Genomic DNA, 18,242 nt, shown 5'->3' on the forward strand with positions numbered 1-18,242 from the left:
TTACAGTAATAGTTTAGCATTTTTTATGCAAATAAACTACAACGGACGCAAATTATGCCTCTTCTGATTTCCCTGAATCTTTAGTATAAAGCTATTTTGTTTTTCATTCTAGTATTAGGTCTTAAAAAAAGCAATAAAATCAAATGAATTAATTTTAATTTTTCTGAATTTTAAGTCAAAACTCAGAAACTCATATGTTCTACAAAATTATCATATAAAAATCGTTCTACAGTAGATGCAGCATAGTGTTTGCAAAGCTCGTTCATTACATTTTCATAATCTCGATACGCTGATACATTTACAACTGTATCTACAATCCCATCAAAATCTGAACCAAACCCTATATTGTTTTCTCCACCTAGCGAGCAAATATATTCGATATGTTTTATTATATCTGTTATATTTGCTTCATTTTCATTCGTTAGGAACTGTGGTACAAAAGTGACACCGATCATGCCATTTTTCTTTATAAGAGCTTTAAGTTGTTCATCATTCAAATTACGTGGGTGCTCACAAAGTTTCATACAATTTGAGTGGGAGGCAATAGGATTTTTTACAATTTCTATCACATCCCAAAAGCTTCTTTCATTCAGATGAGACACATCAGTCCATACATGTAACGTATTAAGTTCTTGTACAACTTGTTTACCAAAAGTCGTTAAACCCGCCCCACGCGTCTCTAGCGCACCATCAGCTAAGAAATTGGCATAGTTCCATGTCAGTCCAAAAGAACGTACTCCTAGGCGATACAACAACCGTAATTTCATTGCATCTTTTCCAATTGCTTCGCATCCTTCTAGTGTTAATATCGCTCCAACCTCGTCCTGTTTTAACCCGTTAATATCATCTTTTGTCTGAATAAACTTTACACCTGGTAGGGATAAAATTTCATTATAAAAAATATCCACCATTTGTAATGCTACTTCAAATCGGTTTTCATATGCCACTGTTTCTGGCACATATATAGCAAAACATTGTATACTTCCTTTTCTTCTCTTTAACTGTTCAAATGTAATATGTAATTTTGAATCATCTTTAAAATTCCTTTTCCCTTGTGCACTCCATAACTGAAGAAGCACGTCACAATGAGCATCAAAAATTTTCATTTTCATTCCTCCATTATAAAAACAACCTGTTTGCATACTGCAAACAGGTTGTTTAAACTTAACGAGGTTCTACAATTAATTTTATTGCTGTACGCTCTTCGCCATCAATCATAATATCTGTAAACGCTGGGATACAAATCAGGTCCAAACCACTAGGCGCTACAAATCCTCTTGCGATTGCTACTGCCTTTACAGCTTGGTTCAATGCACCTGCACCAATAGCTTGAATTTCTGCTGTTCCGCGTTCGCGAATAACACCTGCAAGTGCACCAGCTACAGAATTAGGGACCGACGTTGCTTTAACTTTTAATATTTCCATTCCGCGTTTCCTCCTCGTTTCTTTAAAAAGTATTAGCAATTATTTCACTTTAACTTATATTCACGAGGAATGGCGCGTATTCCTGCTAAATTTTCGTAATTTTTCTAAAAAATTAAAATATAATAACTTATCTAAAATTTAACGAAAATTTACTCAAAAAATGGTTGATCGTCATTAATTAAAATACGTTCAATTTTCTTTGCTTTTCCTGTATTTGGATCCACATCAATTAACACTGCACTTAATTGCGTTCTACCATTTGTTACTTCAAATCGTACTGGTAAGTTTGTTAAAAACTTCTTCAATACTGCTTCTCTGTCCATACCTAATATTCCGTCATACGGCCCTGTCATCCCAACATCTGTAATGTATGCCGTTCCGCTTGGTAAAATACGGTTATCCGCTGTAGGGACATGCGTATGCGTACCTACTACTGCTGTAGCACGTCCATCTACATACCAACCTAGCGCTTGTTTTTCACTTGTAGTCTCCGCATGGAAATCAACAAATATAATATTCGTACGCTTTTTCGCAATATTAATTAATTCATCCACTTTACGGAATGGACAATCAATTGGAGGAAGGAAAGTACGTCCTTGTAAGTTAATAACTGCAACTTCTGTTCCATTACAGTTCACAAAGATAAGTCCTTTTCCTGGAGTTCCTTCTGGGAAGTTTGCTGGTCTTGCAAGATATTTTGCATCATCGATGAATTCAAATACTTCACGATTATCCCAAGCGTGGTTTCCAAGTGTAACTGCCTGCGCCCCACACTCTAAAAAGTTTCGATATATTTTTTCTGTAATCCCACGGCCACCTGCTGCGTTTTCTCCATTAATGATTGTTACTGTAGGTGTATATTTTTTCTTTAATGCCGGTACGTATTGTTGAATCATACCTCTACCAGGAGATCCTACTACATCCCCAACAAATAATATTCTCATATGTCTTACCCTTTCTATGTACTGCATTTTTTATTGCTATAGCATCAAGTAAATTCCTTATAATATCTTTATTATAAGTTTGTTTCACTTTTATGCTATATAACTAACTGTCTTTATTTTATCCAATTCCAACACAAAAAAATAAAGTGGTGTTTCACCACTTTATTTTGCGTATTCCACTGCACGCGTTTCACGAATAACAGTTACTTTAATATGTCCTGGGTAATCCAGTTCATTTTCAATACGTTTTCGGATATCACGAGCTAAACGATGAGCTTCTAAGTCATCGATTGTATCTGGTTTTACCAAAATACGAACTTCACGTCCTGCTTGAATTGCAAATGATTTTTCAACGCCTTCATAAGACTCTGAAATCTCTTCTAACTTTTCAAGACGACGAATATAGTTTTCAAGTGTTTCACTACGAGCTCCCGGTCTTGCAGCTGATAAAGCATCTGCTGCTGCAACTAAAACTGCAATGATAGAAGTTGGTTCTGTGTCACCATGGTGAGATGCGATACTGTTTATAACTACAGGATGCTCTTTGTATTTCGTTGCGAGTTCAACACCAATTTCAACGTGGCTACCTTCTACTTCATGGTCTATCGCTTTTCCGATATCATGTAATAGACCAGCACGTCTTGCTAGTTTTTCATCCTCGCCAAGCTCTGCCGCCATAAGTCCAGTTAAATATGCAACTTCCATAGAGTGTTTTAAGACGTTTTGACCATAACTTGTACGGTATTTTAAACGGCCTAAAATTTTAATTAAATCTGGATGTAATCCGTGAACACCCACTTCAAACGTTGTTTGCTCTCCGACTTCGCGAATATACTCGTCCACTTCACGTCTTGATTTTTCGACCATCTCTTCAATACGCGCTGGGTGAATACGTCCGTCCTGTACTAGTTTATCAAGAGCGATACGAGCTGTTTCACGACGAATTGGGTCGAATCCAGAAAGGATTACCGCCTCTGGTGTATCATCGATAATTAAGTCAATACCCGTTAACGTTTCTAACGTACGAATATTACGACCTTCACGCCCGATAATACGTCCCTTCATTTCGTCATTTGGAAGATTTACAACCGAAACGGTTGTTTCAGCAACATGATCAGCTGCACATCTTTGCATTGCAAGAGATAAAATCTCTTTTGCTTTCTTATCCGCTTCTTCTTTCGCGCGAACTTCACTTTCTTTTACCATAACAGCGATTTCATGAGAAACTTCATTTTCTACTTTACCAAGAATAATTGCTTTCGCTTGTTCGCGTGTCAGATTGGAAATGCGCTCTAATTCCGTTTGTTGCTTTTGAACTAACTCTCCCACTTTGCTTTCCAACTCTTCAATCTGTTGTTGTCTCGCTACAAGAGAATCCTCTTTCTTCTCTAACTGCTGCTCGCGTTTATCGAGCGTTTCGTCTTTACGATCAAGGTTCTCTTCTTTTTGCATTAAACGATTTTCTTGTTTTTGTAATTCGCTTCTACGGTCACGAATTTCTAATTCAGCTTCTGTACGAAGTGTATGAATTTCATCCTTTGCTTCTAAAAGCGCTTCTTTCTTAAGTGCTTCAGCCTCACGATTCGCTTCGTCTAGAATACGTTTCGCTTCATTAGCCGCACCATTAATCTTCGCTTCAGCAATAGACTTTCGAACAAAAAAGCCAACAACTGCACCGACTGTTGTTGCAAGCAAAATGGAGATGAGTATCCAAACTGTACTACTCATGATTTCACCTCCCCTTGCTATGAATGAAAAAAGACTGTCGGCATGTACATTAAATTACAACATACAGCAAAGACCGTCGTCCCGCTTTTTTAAGGGACTTTCTTCATTTCACAATTAAAATGTCATATTATTATTTCGGTAAGATTTAAACCTTACTCCGAATATTACTTCTCTTCTTGAGAAGAGTATATCGTATATAAGAAAAAATATACATTCTCATTGTATCTATCGTAATTTTCATTGTCAAGCGTTGTCTACTTTTACTTTCTTTACCTTCAGCCTTGAATGTGATGTAAATTTAAAAAGTAAGGAGCCTACTATACTGGAAAACCTTAGTAATTCCCAATTCTTTTCCTTAAAATATTTAAATATCCCTCTTTACACAACCCATTTGAAGTAAAAAAATATTTTTATCAATAGTATTATGCTCCTTAATAGTAGATAAAAAAATAAAAGACACGAGGCCGTGTCTTTTATTTTTTAATCAAGAAGAGTTGAATCTTCTGCGCCCTCAGCACCAGAATCTTCACTAATTCCGTGATGCTCACGAATAAAGAAGGCAATTTCTTCTCTTAAATCTGTATTTTCTTTTAAGAACTGCTTCGAATTTTCACGACCTTGTCCTAGGCGTTCTTCATTATAAGAATACCAAGCACCGCTCTTTTGAACGATATCAAGCTCAGAAGCCATATCCAAGATTTCACCTTCTCTTGAAATACCTTCTCCGTACATAATATCAACTTCCGCAACACGGAATGGTGGTGCTACTTTATTTTTCACTACTTTTACTTTTGTTTTATTACCAACGATGTCGTTACCTTGCTTTAATTGCTCCGCACGACGCACTTCAAGACGTACAGTTGAATAGAATTTCAACGCACGACCACCTGGAGTTGTTTCTGGGTTTCCGAACATAACCCCAACTTTTTCACGAATTTGGTTAATAAAGATTGCAATTGTTTTTGATTTGTTGATTGCTCCTGAAAGCTTACGCAGTGCTTGTGACATTAAACGTGCTTGTAAGCCTACATGTGAGTCACCCATGTCGCCTTCAATCTCTGCTTTCGGTACAAGAGCTGCTACAGAGTCAATTACGATAATGTCAACCGCACCACTTCGTACAAGTGCTTCCGCGATTTCTAATCCTTGCTCCCCTGTATCAGGCTGTGATAATAGTAATTCATCTATGTTAACGCCTAATTTTTGTGCATATACAGGATCCATTGCGTGCTCCGCATCGATGAATGCTGCTTGTCCACCTTGACGTTGTACTTCTGCAATTGCATGTAATGAAACTGTCGTTTTACCTGAACTTTCAGGTCCGTAAATTTCGATAATACGGCCACGTGGATATCCGCCTACTCCTAGTGCCACATCAAGTGCTAAAGAACCACTAGAAACCGTAGAAACTCTACGCTCTGCTTGTTCTCCTAATTTCATAATTGAACCTTTACCGAATTGCTTCTCTATTTGTTTTAACGCCATATCTAACGCTGCTTGACGATCACTCATTCAAAATTCCTCCTTAACTGAATTGCTAATCTTATTATACCTATTTTCAATTCAATTTGCCAACAAAATCGAACATTTATTCGATTTTTTTATTTTCTATCAAATAATATCTAAATTTAAACGTAAAAAAAGCTAGAAGAAACTTATATCTCTTCTAGCTTTTTATATAAATGATAAAATCCATATTTTGCTGTTCGTTCTCTAATTTGTTGACGACTTCCGCTTAAATTAAGAGGAAAGACTACAGTTGGTTCATCCTTAATCGAAAGCCCAACAAATACTGTTCCTGGTTCTTTCTGTTCTGAAGCATCTGGCCCTGCTACCCCAGTGAAACTAATTCCGATATCCGCTTTTAATACATCCTTAACATTTTCAGCAAGATAACGAGCACATTCTTTACTAACTGCACCATCAGTATGCAATACTTCTTCAGGCACACGTAAAACATGTTGCTTCACATCATTATGATAACAAATGACACCGCCTTTAAATACAGAAGAAACACCAGCGTTTTCAGTTACTTGATTTCCAAAAAAACCACCTGTTAAACTTTCTGCACACGCTAAAGTTAACCCTTTTCTCTTCAATAACTCGATTGCCTTATAATGCAAAAATTCTTGGTCATATCCGTAGAAAAATTCTCCTACTCTTTCTAAAATCAAATCTTCCACATGTTGAATTAGTTTCTCCGCTTCGCTAACATTTTGATGCTTAGCGGTTAAACGTAATGTCACTTCTCCATCATTTGCTAACGGGGCAATTGTTGGGTTTGTTTGTCCATCAATTAAATCTTGAACTTTCACCTCTAATTGGGACTCCCCAATACCAAAGAAACGAAGCACACGAGAATAAATGTTTTCTCCTGTTGTAAAATTACGTAAAAAAGGCTCTACGTAACTTACATACATTGGTTTCATTTCTTTTGGCGGCCCTGGTAATAAAATATAAACTTTTCCGTTCTTATTTACCCCCATACCTGGCGCCATACCGTGGTCATTTGCAAATACTGTTGCTCCATTTAAAACGAGCGCTTGCTTTTTATTATTCTCCGTAAATTCACGGCCTGTACGCTTAAAGTAATTACTTATTAAGGCTAATGCCTTTTCATCATACACAAGCTCTTCATCTAAACTAGTAGCTATCGTTTCTTTCGTTAAATCATCTTTTGTCGGTCCTAATCCACCTGTAAAAATAAGTATATCAGCACGTTCTTCCGCAGCTTCAATCGCCTTTTGCAGTCGCTTATTATTATCACCAACAACAGTATGATAGTACACGTTAATTCCGATTGAAGCTAACTTTTCAGATAAAAACTGGGCGTTTGTATTTGCAATTTGTCCAAGTAATAATTCAGTTCCAACCGCAATAATCTCAGCATTCATCCCAATTCCCCCATAAACTTCTATTTTGAGTTTACAAAAGCAGCTCTATTTTTCCAGAAATAATCCCATCCTGAAATAACAGTAAAGATTAATGCAATCCATATGAAGATATCCGCAACTGGAATATGGATTAAATTTAAAGGTACATCGTGTAATAAATATGCTGCAATCGCAATAATTTGTGTCCATGTCTTAATTTTCCCTAGCTGGTTTGCTGCAACTACTTCCCCTGTTCCAGCAAGTACAAGACGTAAACCAGTTACTGCAAACTCACGACTGATAATTACAATAACAATCCAAGCCGGTACATATTGCATCTCTACCAATGTAATAAGTGCTGCCGAAACAAGTAATTTATCAGCTAACGGGTCAAGAAACTTCCCTAAATTCGTTACAAGATTATACTTTCTTGCATAATGTCCATCAATCCAATCTGTAGCTGAAGCAATGATAAAGATAAGCGCCCCCACTAAATGTTGAATTGGCAAATTAACATCACCAATTTTATATGAACCCCAATCAAAGGGTGCTAACATAATTACCATAAAAATTGGAATTAAGAAGATTCTAGATATTGTAATTTTATTTGGTAAATTCACAGCTATTCCTCCATCATATCAAAAACATTTGTTCATCGAAAAAAAGTCATCGAAGCGATGACTGTTATTGTGCAGGTTGCTCTATCCCTTGGTTTTTTATCACCAATCTTTGGTGAAGTTCTTTTTCTGGATCCAATGGATAAGCGACCACTTGGCCATTCAGTTTAACTTCAACATTCGTTGCATTTCCAATATTAAGTCGCACTTCTTTTAATGTTGATACATCACGTTTTTCTATTTGGCCCTCTTGTACTGTAGCGTTTAGAATCACATTCCCAGCATCATCTTTAACATCTACATAACTCGCACCTTTACCCGATAATTCCAGTTCTAATGTTTTATTATTATGAATTTCCAAAGTAGATACCTTTCCAGTTGTTCCAACTACTTTCACTTCTTGCTGTCCAGTTGGTTGTGCTGGTTGCTCCTCTTTCTTTGGTTCTTCTTTCTTTGGTTCTTCTTTTTTTGGTTCCTCTTTTTTTGGCTCTTCCGCTTTCGCTTCATCTTTTTTCGTATCTAACGGAGAATCTTTCGCTTTTTGAACTTCAATTTTCTCACTTTGAGCGCTTGGAACTTTTTCATCATCTTTTCCAGTTAACGCTTGAAACACAAACCAGATTACCACTCCAACTGCGATTACTAACAGCGCAACTAAGATTTTCGGCATGTGATCTGCAATTGGCCATGATGAAGATTTTTGCATTGTTTCTTGTGTTTTTTGTCCCGTTGATACTTGTGGAACTTCACGCCTTTCAGATTGTGGTATCGTACTCTGATGTTCTACAAGCAGTTCCTCTCCATTTAATCCAACCGCATCTGCGTATTGTTTAATGAATGCACGCGCATAAAAAGCTCCTGGCAATACATCATAATTGCCTTCTTCAATTGCCACTAAATGGCGTTTTTGAATTTTTGTAATCTCATGCAGCTGATCAATAGACAAGCCTTTCGCTTCTCTTGCTTCTTTCAGCTTTTGTCCCAATTCCGTCACTACTAACACCTCAATATTTCTTTAAAAGTCAAACATAGAGAAATTATTTTGCGTACCTTGCTCAATTTCATCTACTAAATTATATTGAATTTCTTCATCATAATCGTTACGCAACTCGATAATATAATCAAAATCATCCAATGTGTATTCTGACTGACTCACAAATACATCAGGATGTTCTACAACTTTCGTTGCAGGCAATCTCATAATTTCACGAACGAGCTGCCAATGTCTTTCGTTAGCACGCTTCGTTGACACAATTCCATCTAGGATGAAAATATTGTCATCGCTATACTCATCTTCAATTAATTGACTACGAACAGTTTGCTTAATAAGAGTAGATGATACAAATAACCACCTTTTATTTGCACAAACACTTGCAGCAACAATGGATTCTGTTTTTCCGACACGAGGCATTCCTCGTATACCAATTAGTTTATGACCTTCTTTTTTCATTATTTCAGCCATAAAGTCTACAAGTAACCCTAATTCATCACGCACAAACCGAAATGTCTTCTTATCATCTGCATCTCGTTGTATGTACCTACCATGTCTAACCGCTAGCTTATCTCTTAGCTTTGGCGGACGATATTTCGTTACCGTTATGTTATCCATCGTATTTAAAATTGATTCAAGTCTAGAGATTTGCTCTTGATTATCACACATAAGGAGTAATCCACGTCGTGCATTATCTACACCATTAATTGTGACAATATTAATGCCAAGCATACCGATTAACGAAGAAACGTCACCAAGCAAGCCAGGTCGGTTTTTATGTATTTCATATTCAAAATACCATTCAATCATCCAAGATCACTCCCCTTGCTTACTTTACACCTACGTACTATATTATATGATTTCACCTTAATAGGGAAGCTAAATGTATAATCTATCCCTTTCAATTATTATGCAAAAAAAATAGAGAGGAGATTCTCCTCTCTATTTTTCACTTATGTTGTACAAACTTTACCATTAAGTTTGCGATTGTATGTTGCTCTTGTTCGTCAGCAACTTTCCAAAGTTCAGCTAATAATTTCTCTTGATCGTTGCGTGCTTCTACTTCATTTGCTAAATAATCACCAACACGAAATGCCATATCTGATACAGCACCACCATCAAGACCTTTTCCTTGCGCTTGTTCTAAACGTTCTCCTAAAAAGCTCTTCCATTGATCAAAATTATCTAAAACTGACATGTGTAAGCACCTCACTACTTAGTAATAGAATCATGCTTAATTTGTACAGTTTTTCATTTTTTATGTAAGAAATTTTTAGCAATGCCACCCGCCATTTACTCCGATAATTTGTCCTGTTATATAAGATGCACCTGATGATACGAGAAATGACACAGTTTTTGCTACTTCTTCTGGTAATCCTAATCGTCCTAACGGAATCTCTTCCGCAATTTCATTCTTATCCTCTTCTGAAAATACATTTAACATTTCCGTTTCAATTGCACCTGGCGCCACCGCGTTCACTCTTATTCCACTTAATGAAACTTCTTTTGCTAAAGCTTTCACATATGAATTTTGCGCACCTTTTACCATCGAGTAAAGCACTTCACATGACGCTCCAATTTGTCCCCATATAGACGAAACAAGTACAATATTACCGCCTCTCCGTTGAATCATAGATGGCAATGCCATCGATAATAATTTATAGATACTCTTCACTTGAAGTTCTACCATATCATTCAATTCATCGTTCGTTACATCTGTTACGAGTCCAAAAATACTCTTCCCAGCTGCATATACGATAACATCAAGAGGATGTTCAATTTGTTTCCACAATTGCTCTGCCCCATCAGTAGAAACTAAATTCGCTTGAACAGGAATTACTTCACCCCATTCTTTCTGCAACTCATTCACTTTCTCTTCACTGTTATTATAATGAACATATACTGTATATCCATCTTGAATTAATTGTTTCGAAATAGCAGAGCCAATCCCTCCGCTTCCTCCAGTTACTAATGCATACTTTTTCATACAATTCCTCTCTTATCTCAAAAAAATCTTTTCCCTACAAATAAATAATACCCTCATCTTACAATTTATCAATGATAAGATGAGGGTATTGTTATGAAACCTTTTATTTTTTAGGTAAAACTTGGCAAACACTCATTTTCTCTTCTGATAATAGTAATTGAGCTACTTCTTGTAAATCTTGAACCGTTAGACTTTCTAATACAGTCAATGCATCAAACAGACTCGATTCATTAAACGCATATCGTGTAAATTGATTTGCAATATATTCCGGTGAATTCAAGGAACGTAAAAAGCCACCTATTTTCTTTTTCTTCACTCGTTCTAATGCCGCCTCATCTAATTGATCATAATTTGTGTTTAATAAAATACCTTTCAAACGCTCTTCCAGCTCATCAGGTTGCTTCGTATCGCCGCCAACCATTGCAAAACCGAAGTTATTCTCTTCTGTATAATCATACGAGAACGAATCATCAATGAGCCCTTCGTTATATAAAGATTCGTAATGAACGGAGCTTTTCCCAAATAAATAATCTAAAAGTAACGTAAGCGCAATTTCTTGTTTTAAAAGAGCTTCCCCTTTTTCTTTTAAGTTTGTCGCTTTAATACCAACTAAACATTTCGGAGTTTGTACAGGCATTGAAATAATTTTCTTCTTTTCATTTACCTCATCTGGTTCTTCTTCGAATGAACGTACTATTTCTGGTTGGTTTTTATAATCTTTCTTCGCTTGATTTTCACGTATCAAATCCATCGTTTTTTCTGGATCAATTGCACCTACAACAAACATTAACATATTGCTTGGATGATAAAACGTTTCATAACATTCATATAGTAGGTCTTTTGTAATTTTACTAATAGACTCAATCGTCCCTGCAATATCAATTTTAATCGGGTGCTTTACAAACAAGCTATCAATTAATCCAAAATATAAGCGCCAATCTGGATTATCTTGATACATTTGAATTTCTTGCCCAATAATACCCTTCTCTTTTTCAACGGTTTTTTCAGAGAAGTAAGGCTCTTGTACAAAGTTTAACAATGTATTTAAATTTTGTTCTACATTTGATGTACATGAGAAAAGGTAAGCTGTTCTTGTGAAAGATGTGAAAGCATTTGCGGATGCCCCTTGTTTACTAAACAATTGGAAAGCATCGTGATCTTCTTTTTCAAATAATTTATGCTCAAGAAAATGTGCAATTCCATCAGGCACACGAATCATTTCTTCTTTCCCTAATGGTATAAATGTATTATCTACAGAACCATATTTCGTCGTAAACGTCGCAAATGTTTTATTAAATCCTTGTTTCGGTAAAACATATACATCTAATCCATTAGGAAGTTTTTCATAATAGAGTGTTTCTTTTAATTGTTCATAAACAATTTTCTCCATTTACTCTCCCTCCGTTCCTTGTAAAAAGTAAATTGTATCTAGTTCAATATTTTTAGCAACTTTTACAATTTCTTGTTTTGTCACACTTTCTATACCGGTAAGCCATTCTTCAACTGGACGTGTACGATCTGAAATAATACCATGATATAGCATTTCTACAAAACCACGTGGTGTATCAATTGCCTCTAATATTTGATTTTGGATGACACTTTTTGTTTGATGTATTTCTTCTTCAGAAAACTCTCCATTTTGCATCGCAAGCATTTGTTCTTTAATAATCTCAACTGCTTTTTCATAATTTTTCGCTTCGATTCCTGACATAACAAATAATAAACCTTTATGACTTTCAAAGCGCGATGCTGCATAGTACGCTAAACTATTTTTTTCACGCACATTTACGAATAACTTCGAATGAGAAAAGCCACCAAACAATCCATTGAACAATTGCAATGCAAAATAATCTTCATCTTTATATGTGACAAATGTACGATAACCGATGTGTAATTTACTTTGTTTTAATTCTTGTTTTTCAACAACTTCTTTTTCTTCATTATTTCGTCTATGAAGGAGTACATTTCTTTCTCTCACTGGACGAGCTGAAATAGAAAAATACTTACTTACAAGATCAACAGCGTTTTCTGAAATATCACCAATAATATATAAATCCATTTCATCTTCCGCTAGCACCTTTTGATAATATTGATACAGACTTTCATTTGTAATAGACGTAACACTCTCTTTTTTTCCATTTGCACTTAAACGATACGGTTCTACTTTGCACATTTCTTCAATTAAACGCTCGTTTGCATAACGCATTTTATCATCATAAGTAGCTTCAATTCTCTGTAACAGTGCTCTTTTTTCACTTTCTACGATAGAAGATAGGAAACCTTTCTCCTCCGTTGCTGGATGTAACACGATATCTGACAACATAGAAAGCGCTTTTTCAAATAACGGTGGTGCATCATGTAAATAAACTTCATTTGCAATGTCTACATAAATGGAGATAATATGGTCTTCCCCTTTTTTACTTACATCTACCGCTAAAGAAGATCCGTATAATTCTTCTAAATATTGACGAAGACGAATTACAGAAGGTAATTTTTCTGTCGCACTTTGCAATACGTATGGCAATAGGGCACGCTCTGTCACCGTCTCCTCATTTAAAGGCGCTTTAAAACGAAATACAAAGGTATTCGTTTTATATTTATCAGTCGGAATAATATGTACGCGCAAACCACCTAACTCATGTAGTTGTTGTTCCATTAGTTTCATTTATAGCCCTCCTTTACGTATATAGGAATATTCCTCTTCAATATACAGTTTTTAGAAATGAAAAATCAACTTTTCTTCCTCACTATACTTACATAAGGCCCTTTCTAAAAACTGTAATATGTAAGGAACATAGTAAAATTCCGTATTAAATATAGTCTATGTAAAAAAGCCCGCACTAATGTGCGAGCTTTTTATACTTATCGTTTTCCTTTTTCATAAGGAGTTCCTAATGCTTTCGGAGCTTCAGAACGACCTACAAAACCAACGAGTGCTAATATTGTGAATACATACGGTAATATTGTTAATAAAACACTCGGAATTTGATCTAATACAGGAATTGTTCCACCTGTTACACTTAATGATTGTGCAAAACCAAAGAATAGCGCTGCACCTAATGCACCTAGTGGATTCCACTTTCCAAAAATCATAGCAGCTAATGCTAAGAAACCTTGTCCTGTAATAGTTGCCCCTGAGAAGTTATTAGAAATTGACATCGCAAAAATTGCTCCACCAATTCCAGCAAACACCCCTGATATACAAACGCCAATATAGCGCATTTTATATACGTTAATCCCCATCGTATCCGCTGCCATTGGATGCTCACCAACCGCACGAAGACGAAGACCGAACGGTGTTTTATAAATAACATACCAAACAACGAATGCTAAAATAATGGCAATATACGACGTTATTGGTACGTTAGAGAAGAATATTTTCCCTAAAACCGGAATATCTGAAAGGCCTGGAATATCAATCTTTTCAATACGGTACTGAATAAAGTCAGTCTGTCCTTTATCAAAAATCTTCTTAATTGCAAATACCGTTAATCCAAGAGATAAGAAGTTAATTGCTACACCACTTACAACTTGATCTGCTCGGAATGTAATAGAAGCTACCGCATGAAGTAATGCAAACAAACCACTACCAATTGCCGCAAATAATAACGCAATCCACGGAGTCATCGTGCCCCAAGTATCACCCATTAATAAGTTTGTAACAACTCCAATAAATGCACCAAATAGCATTAGTCCTTCTAATCCGATATTTACAACACCTGATCGTTCACTAAATACACCACCTAGTGCTGTGAAAATGATAGGTGCCGATGTATATAACGTACCCGTCACAAGAATGGCTAATATATCTAAAAAGCTCATTTATTTCCCCTCCTTGCTCATGCGTGTAAGCGCCCATCTTAACACATAACTACATGCAACAAAGAAGATGATACATGCAATAATTACATTAATAAGCTCTGACGGTACATCTGCCTCAAAGTTCATTTGAGGGGAAGCACTTTTCAAACCACCAAACAATAAAGCTGAAAGGATTATACCAAACGGATTGTTCCCTCCAAGTAATGCTACGGCAATCCCATCAAACCCTACTCCTGTAAACGAAGACATCGCTGTCATACTCTGGAATGTCCCTAATCCTTCCATCGCTCCACCAATCCCCGCAAATGCACCAGCAATTGTCATGGAGAATACTACATTACGAGAAACTTTCATACCTGCATATTGAGAGGCATGCTGATTAAATCCTACCGACTTTAATTCGTAACCTAAAGTTGTTCGATCTAATAAGAACCACATTAAAATAGCGATTAAAATTGCTACAATAATTCCCCAGTGTAGACGTGAACCATCAGTAATAGAAGCAAGCCAGTCTGAAGATAGTGACGCACTCTCTTTAATGTCATACGTTTTATCATTACCCTCGTGTAAGAAACGCTTAATAATGTCATATGTTACGTATAAAGCAATATAGTTCATCATAATTGTTACAATAACTTCATTAACTTGAAATTTCCCCTTTAAATATCCAGGGATGAAACCCCAAATTCCACCTACTAATGCTGCAAATAAAATTGATAACGGCATGTGAAGAACAGCTGGTAGCGAAACTGCATAACCGAACCAAACTGCTGCAAGCCAACCAACTAACAATTGACCCTCTACCCCGATATTAAATAAGCCTGTACGAAATGCAAACGCCACCGATAAGCCAGCAAGAATAAGCGGTATCATTGTACGGAGAGTTTCACCAATCGCACTTGCGCTGCCGAACATTCCTGTCCAAAGTGCACTATAACCAACAATTGGATCATAGCCACTAACTAGCATTACAATCGCTCCTACAAGTAAGCCGAAAATAACGGATAGTACTGGGACTAAAATATTGATCGTTCGTTCTGTTAAAAGCTTTTTAGCCATTTGTACCCACCTGCTCCTTCTTTGTTCCTCCAGCCATTAACAATCCAAGCTGTTGTTCATTCGTTTCTTTCGCATCAACTATTGCTACAATTTCCCCTTCATAAATAACAGCAATTCGATCGCTAACATTTAAGATTTCATCTAACTCTAATGATAAAAGTAATACACCTTTTCCTTTATCCCTTTGCTCTATTAATCTCTTATGAATAAATTCAATTGCTCCTACATCTAAACCACGTGTTGGCTGTGCCGCAATTAATAAATCTGGATCTCGGTCTACTTCACGTGCAATAATTGCTTTTTGTTGATTCCCCCCAGATAGAGCGCGTGCTAACGTTTGCTCACTAGGTGTACGTACATCAAACTGTTCAATAAGAGCCTTTGCTTTTTCTGTAATTTTGCTGAAATTTAAAATCCCTTTCTTTGAAAATGGATTTTTATAGTACGTTTGAAGAACTATATTATCTCTAACAGAAAAATCAAGTACGAGTCCGTGTTTATGACGATCTTCTGGAATATGACCAATTCCTTCTTCTGTTATTCTTCTAACAGGCCAATTTGTTATTTCTTTTCCTTTAATTGCAATAGAACCTGACTCAACTTTTCGTAAACCAGTAATTGCTTCTATTAATTCACTTTGTCCGTTTCCATCAATCCCTGCAATCCCAACAATTTCCCCCGCACGAACAGTTAAGTCAAGGCCTTTTACAGCAGGTAGTTGACGTGCATCGTGAACAACAAGGTTTGCAATTGAAAGTACCTCTTCTTTTGGCTTCGCGTCTATTTTTTCTGTTTTAAAATTCACTTGACGTCCGACCATTAATTCTGCAAGTTTATTTTCATCCGTATTTGCAACGTCAACCGTTCCAATCCCTTTTCCTTTACGAATAATCGTACAACGATCGCAAACTTCCATAATTTCTTTCAACTTATGTGTAATAAGAACAATAGATTTTCCTTCTTGTACAAGCTTTTTCATAATTTGAATTAGCTCATGAATTTCTTGTGGTGTTAACACGGCTGTCGGTTCATCAAATATTAAAATTTCTGCACCGCGGTAAAGAGTTTTCAAAATCTCAACACGCTGTTGCATACCCACTGAAATATCCTGTATTTTCGCATATGGATTTACAGCTAAACCGTATTGTTCAGACAATTTTTGAATTTCTTTAGCAGCTTCCTCAACAGCAATTTTCCCTTTTTTCTTCGGTTCATTTCCGAGAATAATATTCTCTGTAACTGTAAAATTATGAACAAGCATAAAGTGTTGATGGACCATTCCAATACCAAGGTCATTTGCTATATTCGGATTTGTGATTTTTACAGGTTTACCTTTAATTTTAATTTCACCCTGCTCTGGTTGGTACAAACCAAATAGTACATTCATCAATGTGGATTTCCCTGCACCATTTTCTCCAAGTAAAGCATGTATTTCTCCTTGCTTTACTTGCAGCGTAATATCATCATTCGCTACAATGCCTGGGAATACTTTCGTAATGTTATTCATCTCAATTACGTATTCCATTTCGTTCCTCCTTTTAACAGGGAACATTCCCTATTACACTATTAACTTATTAAGCGATTTGGAATTTTTATACATACAAAGGTTAGTTCTATGAACTAACCTTTGCTATTTCTCTATTTATTTTTTTAGAGAAGCTTCATATTCTTTATACTCTTTATCTGTAGCCGGTACTTTAATTTCACCATCTGTAATTTTCTTTTCAAACTCTTCTACTTTTGTTAAAATTTCAGGGTTAACCTTTTTCACGTTATCAGTTGTTTTTGAAATACCAATACCGTCATCTTTTAAACCAAACGCTTCAATTTTTCCACCTTTTAATTTTCCATCTTTTGCTTCTTTAGCTACTTTTTCTACAGCTACATCCACACGTTTAATCATTGAAGTTAATGTTACATTTTCAGGCATACCTTCTTGATGTTGGTCACGGTCAACACCGATTACCCAAACATTTTCACCTTTTTTCTTACGGTTTTTCGCTTCAGTGAACACACCGTTACCTGTACCACCAGCAGCATGATAAATTACATCTACACCTTGACCATACATTGCTGATGCAAGAACTGTACCTTTTTCAGGTTTATCAAATGCTTCCGCATATTCAGATACGATTTCAATGTTTGGATTTACTGCCTTTGCACCAGCTTTAAATCCATTTTCGAATTTACTAATTAAATCACTTTTCATTCCACCAACAAATCCTACTTTATTCGATTTTGTTGACATAGCTGCTACCGCACCTACAAGGAATGATCCTTCATGATCTTTAAATGTAATACTTGTTACGTTCGGTGCATCTACAACAGTATCAACGATTGCGAATTGTTGTTTTGGAGATTCTTTTGCAACTTCTTTAATTGCACCTTCTAATTTATAACCGATTCCGAAAGATAAATCATACTTATCTTTTGAAAATTTCTTTAAGTTTGGAATATAATCTGCTTCTTTTTCAGACTGTAGGTAACGATAATTTGTCTTTTCCTTTAATCCATTATCTTTACCAAACTTTTTCAAACCTTCCCAAGAAGATTGGTTGAATGATTTATCATCAACGCCCCCAACATCCGTTACCATACCAACTTTGAAGTCTTTATCTTCTTTCTTATCACTGCTCGCCTTATCCGAGTTACCACATGCACCTAACACCGTACTTGCTGCTAATGTTAATGATAATAAAAGACCTGTTTTTTTCTTCATACTAGAAACCCCTCCTGAAATGATTTGTCTATTTTTTATACGCTGCTGTTCCTTACTTCTTGCTGTCACCTCCCTAA

At 36.1% G+C, this 18,242-nt stretch carries 17 protein-coding genes; all 17 read right to left on the reverse strand.

The genetic code is table 11. The features are described from left to right. Positions 1-182: 182 nt before the first annotated feature. Complete coding sequence (locus F3I02_RS10130) at positions 183-1,106, reverse strand: dipeptidase (RefSeq protein ID WP_000688039.1); 924 nt, start codon at positions 1,104-1,106, stop codon at positions 183-185. Positions 1,107-1,164: 58 nt separating this feature from the next. Continuing rightward, complete coding sequence (spoVS, locus tag F3I02_RS10135) at positions 1,165-1,425, reverse strand: stage V sporulation protein SpoVS (protein WP_000404341.1); 261 nt, start codon at positions 1,423-1,425, stop codon at positions 1,165-1,167. Positions 1,426-1,574: 149 nt separating this feature from the next. Beyond that, positions 1,575-2,369, reverse strand: a complete 795-nt coding sequence (locus F3I02_RS10140) for a TIGR00282 family metallophosphoesterase (protein WP_001221095.1) — start codon at positions 2,367-2,369, stop codon at positions 1,575-1,577. 162 nt (positions 2,370-2,531) lie between these two features. Next, entirely contained in the window at positions 2,532-4,097 is a 1,566-nt protein-coding gene (gene rny, locus F3I02_RS10145; protein ID WP_000099769.1) for a ribonuclease Y, read from the reverse strand. A gap of 480 nt (positions 4,098-4,577) precedes the next feature. Beyond that, positions 4,578-5,609 (reverse strand): recombinase RecA, encoded by a 1,032-nt coding sequence (gene recA / locus F3I02_RS10150; RefSeq protein ID WP_001283860.1) that lies wholly within the window; start codon positions 5,607-5,609, stop codon positions 4,578-4,580. A gap of 143 nt (positions 5,610-5,752) precedes the next feature. Continuing rightward, on the reverse strand, positions 5,753-6,991 hold the full coding sequence (gene cinA / locus F3I02_RS10155) for a competence/damage-inducible protein CinA (protein WP_000990698.1): 1,239 nt from the start codon (positions 6,989-6,991) through the stop codon (positions 5,753-5,755). A gap of 20 nt (positions 6,992-7,011) precedes the next feature. Further along, complete coding sequence (gene pgsA / locus F3I02_RS10160) at positions 7,012-7,590, reverse strand: CDP-diacylglycerol--glycerol-3-phosphate 3-phosphatidyltransferase (protein ID WP_001052968.1); 579 nt, start codon at positions 7,588-7,590, stop codon at positions 7,012-7,014. A 64-nt stretch (positions 7,591-7,654) separates the two neighbouring features. Then, complete coding sequence (locus F3I02_RS10165; protein WP_089149561.1) at positions 7,655-8,581, reverse strand: helix-turn-helix domain-containing protein; 927 nt, start codon at positions 8,579-8,581, stop codon at positions 7,655-7,657. Between the two features lie 21 nt (positions 8,582-8,602). After that, positions 8,603-9,388 (reverse strand): DUF3388 domain-containing protein, encoded by a 786-nt coding sequence (locus tag F3I02_RS10170; RefSeq protein WP_000574107.1) that lies wholly within the window; start codon positions 9,386-9,388, stop codon positions 8,603-8,605. A 139-nt stretch (positions 9,389-9,527) separates the two neighbouring features. After that, a complete protein-coding gene (locus tag F3I02_RS10175; protein WP_000114454.1) occupies positions 9,528-9,776 on the reverse strand; it encodes a DUF3243 domain-containing protein in 249 nt (82 codons plus the stop codon). 75 nt (positions 9,777-9,851) lie between these two features. Then, entirely contained in the window at positions 9,852-10,565 is a 714-nt protein-coding gene (gene ymfI, locus F3I02_RS10180; protein ID WP_000759623.1) for an elongation factor P 5-aminopentanone reductase, read from the reverse strand. 103 nt (positions 10,566-10,668) lie between these two features. Beyond that, a complete protein-coding gene (gene yfmH, locus F3I02_RS10185; protein ID WP_000411968.1) occupies positions 10,669-11,955 on the reverse strand; it encodes an EF-P 5-aminopentanol modification-associated protein YfmH in 1,287 nt (428 codons plus the stop codon). Beyond that, complete coding sequence (gene yfmF, locus F3I02_RS10190) at positions 11,956-13,230, reverse strand: EF-P 5-aminopentanol modification-associated protein YfmF (RefSeq protein WP_151521877.1); 1,275 nt, start codon at positions 13,228-13,230, stop codon at positions 11,956-11,958. Between the two features lie 197 nt (positions 13,231-13,427). Further along, positions 13,428-14,387, reverse strand: coding sequence for an ABC transporter permease (locus tag F3I02_RS10195; RefSeq protein ID WP_000008857.1), 960 nt, complete (start codon positions 14,385-14,387; stop codon positions 13,428-13,430). Then, positions 14,388-15,446, reverse strand: a complete 1,059-nt coding sequence (locus F3I02_RS10200) for an ABC transporter permease (RefSeq protein WP_001085260.1) — start codon at positions 15,444-15,446, stop codon at positions 14,388-14,390. Continuing rightward, positions 15,439-16,971: an ABC transporter ATP-binding protein gene (locus tag F3I02_RS10205; RefSeq protein WP_000456911.1), complete on the reverse strand. Its 1,533-nt coding sequence runs from the start codon at positions 16,969-16,971 to the stop codon at positions 15,439-15,441. Before F3I02_RS10205 ends, F3I02_RS10200 begins: the two co-directional genes overlap by 8 nt. A 117-nt stretch (positions 16,972-17,088) precedes the next feature. Continuing rightward, positions 17,089-18,165: a BMP family lipoprotein gene (locus F3I02_RS10210; RefSeq protein ID WP_000730604.1), complete on the reverse strand. Its 1,077-nt coding sequence runs from the start codon at positions 18,163-18,165 to the stop codon at positions 17,089-17,091. Positions 18,166-18,242: the final 77 nt, after the last annotated feature.

The sequence above is a fragment of the Bacillus sp. SRB3LM genome, from assembly GCF_015712745.1.
GTDB lineage: Bacteria > Bacillota > Bacilli > Bacillales > Bacillaceae_G > Bacillus_A > Bacillus_A thuringiensis_K.

Coding starts and splice junctions, on each gene's coding strand:
- F3I02_RS10130 (WP_000688039.1), bottom strand. CDS start 1,106: ATGAAAATTTTTGATGCTCATTGTGACGTGCTTCTTCAGTTATGGAGT.
- spoVS (WP_000404341.1), bottom strand. CDS start 1,425: ATGGAAATATTAAAAGTTAAAGCAACGTCGGTCCCTAATTCTGTAGCT.
- F3I02_RS10140 (WP_001221095.1), bottom strand. CDS start 2,369: ATGAGAATATTATTTGTTGGGGATGTAGTAGGATCTCCTGGTAGAGGT.
- rny (WP_000099769.1), bottom strand. CDS start 4,097: ATGAGTAGTACAGTTTGGATACTCATCTCCATTTTGCTTGCAACAACA.
- recA (WP_001283860.1), bottom strand. CDS start 5,609: ATGAGTGATCGTCAAGCAGCGTTAGATATGGCGTTAAAACAAATAGAG.
- cinA (WP_000990698.1), bottom strand. CDS start 6,991: ATGAATGCTGAGATTATTGCGGTTGGAACTGAATTATTACTTGGACAA.
- F3I02_RS10170 (WP_000574107.1), bottom strand. CDS start 9,388: ATGATTGAATGGTATTTTGAATATGAAATACATAAAAACCGACCTGGC.
- F3I02_RS10175 (WP_000114454.1), bottom strand. CDS start 9,776: ATGTCAGTTTTAGATAATTTTGATCAATGGAAGAGCTTTTTAGGAGAA.
- ymfI (WP_000759623.1), bottom strand. CDS start 10,565: ATGAAAAAGTATGCATTAGTAACTGGAGGAAGCGGAGGGATTGGCTCT.
- yfmH (WP_000411968.1), bottom strand. CDS start 11,955: ATGGAGAAAATTGTTTATGAACAATTAAAAGAAACACTCTATTATGAA.
- yfmF (WP_151521877.1), bottom strand. CDS start 13,230: ATGAAACTAATGGAACAACAACTACATGAGTTAGGTGGTTTGCGCGTA.
- F3I02_RS10195 (WP_000008857.1), bottom strand. CDS start 14,387: ATGAGCTTTTTAGATATATTAGCCATTCTTGTGACGGGTACGTTATAT.
- F3I02_RS10200 (WP_001085260.1), bottom strand. CDS start 15,446: ATGGCTAAAAAGCTTTTAACAGAACGAACGATCAATATTTTAGTCCCA.
- F3I02_RS10205 (WP_000456911.1), bottom strand. CDS start 16,971: ATGGAATACGTAATTGAGATGAATAACATTACGAAAGTATTCCCAGGC.
- F3I02_RS10210 (WP_000730604.1), bottom strand. CDS start 18,165: ATGAAGAAAAAAACAGGTCTTTTATTATCATTAACATTAGCAGCAAGT.